This is a genomic window from Armatimonadia bacterium, assembly GCA_039679385.1.
Lineage (GTDB): Bacteria > Armatimonadota > Zipacnadia > Zipacnadales > JABUFB01 > JAJFTQ01.
In genome coordinates this window covers 1-2929 of the sequence record JBDKVB010000166.1, presented here as the reverse complement: position 1 = coordinate 2929, position 2929 = coordinate 1, and the positions used below count along the sequence as shown (strand labels likewise).

The following is a 2929-nucleotide window of genomic DNA, read 5'->3' as shown; positions in this document are numbered from 1 at the left end:
ACGCCCTGAGCGACCCCGGCGCGTCCGGGTCTTCGTACGGCTCGGCCAGCAACCTGGACTCGCCCACACAGAAGATGATCGCCGCGCGCCGCGAAGCCCTCTCGATGCTCCTGAAGCGCGTGTTCGCGCTGCTGGGGGCGCCGAAGGCCATCATCAAGTGGCCGCGCGTCGAGGACGAGGCCACCTACCGCCTCATCCAGGCGATCGCCACCATGTGGCAGACCGGCCTGTTCAAGCCCGAGGAGCTGCGCGGCAAGTTCGGCGACCTCGTGGACCTGGCCATCTCGGGTCCGGCACCGAGCGACGTGCTGATCCCGAACACCAAGGGCGCGCTCGAAGCGCAGTCCAAGATCAAGCAGGACGAAGCCGCCGCGTCCGCCGAGTCCGCGGCGAAGTTCGCCACCAATGGCCAGGGCCAGGACAACCTCGGCATCGGCAAGACCAATGACCAGAAGGGCGATCGCCCCGACCGCCCGAAGGGCGAGTAAGGAACCATGTCTACTCTAGACCTCCCCACTCCGGGAATCACCACCGGCCCGCTCTGGGCGACGAAGATCATCACCGCCCTGACGACACTCAACACCGACAAGCTGGAGAACAACTCTACGCTCGCTGAGATCATCCGTGATGCCGTTGGCGCCACTCTGATCGAGGGAGCGGGCATCGACATCACCATCAACGACGGCGCCGACACCATCACGATCGCGGCTACCGGAGGGGGGTCGCCGACCATTGCTGGCATCATCGTGGTCACCGGAACGGAGGCGCGCCTGTCGGCCGATGTCGTGGTTTGGGTGGACCCAGATGAGTTGGGTGCCGTCAACGCCCTGGATACCGACGTCATAATCACACCTGGCGCCGGTGGCGGTGTGCTGCCGGACGGCGGAACCACCGGACAGGCACTCGTCAAGGCGTCCAACGCGGATGGCGATGCGGAGTGGGCAACCGTCGGCGGGGGTTCGCTCGCAACCGGCGACGTGCAATTCGCCGTCAGCCGGGTCGGGGCCTCTACAAGCATAGGCTCCAACACGTTCACGACATACCCTCTCGACGGGACGCCGAGTGTCAATATCGGAGGGGGCTCCTGGAACGCGGGCACCTTCATCTACACCGTCCCCAAGACGGGGCTGTACCTGTGCCTTGCCGGTGTTCGGATGACCGACAACTCGCCAGCCCGAAGTCTCGCAGTCGGAATAGGCACGACAAATGCGGACGCCCCCCACGTGCACTGGGACGAGTCGGGTGGCAGCGGAGCTAACGAGCGAGCGGGTCGGCAGTACACGCGACTGGCTCGATTCACGATCGGTGACCAGGTGCGACTGTTCATCTGGTCGGCAGACTCCTACCCCACGCAGTTCGACGGCACGAACGCCTCCGGTCAGTTCATGAGCCTGACGAAGCTGGCAGACTAGTCGGATGATTGAGCTTGGAGATGGGTCGCCGGGGGCGGCCCGGGTCGATGGCGCGTTCGCAGTGGCGGGTCGTCCAGAATTTCTGGGCGTCTTCCCTGCGCTCACGATAGCAACCGCCGGTGGGGCGCCAATCACCAGCACGGAGACCTACGTCAACGCCACGTACACCCTGATCGCCCCAGGCTTCGCCACCGAAACCGGGCCCCTGCGCATCCGGGGGCGCGGAAACTACACCTGGGGCCTGCCCAAGAAGCCCTACCGCCTGAACTTCCCCGCCGACCGCACCGCGCTCGGGATGAAGGCTTCCCAGCGAGACTGGGCCCTCCTGGCCAACCATGATGACCCGCGCAAGATAGCGACCATCACTGGGCTTACACTCGGATCCCGCATCTCCGGACTGACCTGGACCCCGCAGTTCCGCATCGTAGAGGTCACCATCAACGGGGACTACCAGGGCCTGTACAATCTCACCGACCTCGTGCGGCTAGAGAGCGGGCGCGTTCCGGGTGAAGACGTGAGCGGAACCTCTGGCGACTCGCTCACGGGGACATACCTCCTGGAGATAAGCCGTCGCTACGTGTCTGAAGGTGACCCGGGATTCACCACCTCGCGCGATGTCATGATTCAGTACGATTCGCCCGGCGTTGCCATCGGCGACCTGGATCCGGAAAAGGCCACGCAGGCAGCGTACATGAGGGACTGGATTCAGAACTTCGAGAATGTTCTATACAGCTCAGAATTCCTGAACCCCACAACCGGCTATGCGCGCTTTGTGGACATGACCAGCTTCGCCGACTGGTACCTCGTCAACGAGTTCGGCTCGAACCAGGACTCCTACTTCGAGTCCTCATGCAAGCTCTGGAAGGAGCGCGACAGCCTCGGTGGCAAGCTGCATATGGGACCGCTCTGGGACATGGGAATTTCGTTCGGAAACCAGGTCAACGTCAATCACGCGCCCGACGTCTGGAACACCATCAACGCAACCGGCCCGGGTGCAACGTGGATCAAGCGCATGATCTCTGACCCCACATTCAAGACGCTCCTGCTCCAGCGCTGGGAAAACATGAAGACCTATATCCCCAGCCTGCTGGCCACGGTCGCAGAGCAGTCTCGCCGTCAGGCTGCTGCAATCCAGCGCGACGAGGACCGCTGGGGCTTGACCCATGTGGATGTCGAGGCGACCGCGGCCTATGTTCAGGGGTGGATCCAGGCTCGCGCGGCCTGGCTTGACGCGCAGCTTCCGGGGGTAACTGGCTCCTAGCACGGATCACCGATCGGGTCAAGCCGTACCCCCTGGGAGTCTCCTGCTAAAATGGAAGAGATGTCAAAGCAGCTGCTCACCGAGTCCGTCAAGGGCCTCCCCGCGCCCAAGGCCGCGGGCGTCTATCGCGTTCGGATCATCGAGGCGAACAAGCAGGGATCTTCGGGTTTCTACAGCACTGAGCTGCTGGAGGCCTACGGCGCCGCCGCGTTCCCCGCCAAGACCCTGAGCCACACTGACCACCCCACGCTGGAGC

The 2929-nt window shown here is 63.9% G+C and carries 4 protein-coding genes; all 4 read left to right on the top strand.

Annotated elements, in window-relative coordinates; translation table 11 throughout:
* On the top strand, positions 1 to 488 hold a 488-nt coding region (locus ABFE16_19375), incomplete at its 5' end, for a hypothetical protein (GenBank protein ID MEN6347462.1).
* A gap of 6 nt (positions 489 to 494) precedes the next feature.
* On the top strand, positions 495 to 1412 hold the full coding sequence (locus ABFE16_19370; protein ID MEN6347461.1) for a hypothetical protein: 918 nt from the start codon (positions 495 to 497) through the stop codon (positions 1410 to 1412).
* Positions 1413 to 1416: 4 nt separating this feature from the next.
* Positions 1417 to 2673 carry a CotH kinase family protein gene (locus tag ABFE16_19365; GenBank protein MEN6347460.1) on the top strand — a complete coding sequence of 419 codons (1257 nt, stop codon included), beginning with the start codon at positions 1417 to 1419 and terminating at the stop codon, positions 2671 to 2673.
* Between the two features lie 51 nt (positions 2674 to 2724).
* The coding region (locus ABFE16_19360) for a hypothetical protein (protein MEN6347459.1) at positions 2725 to 2929 on the top strand (205 nt) is incomplete at its 3' end.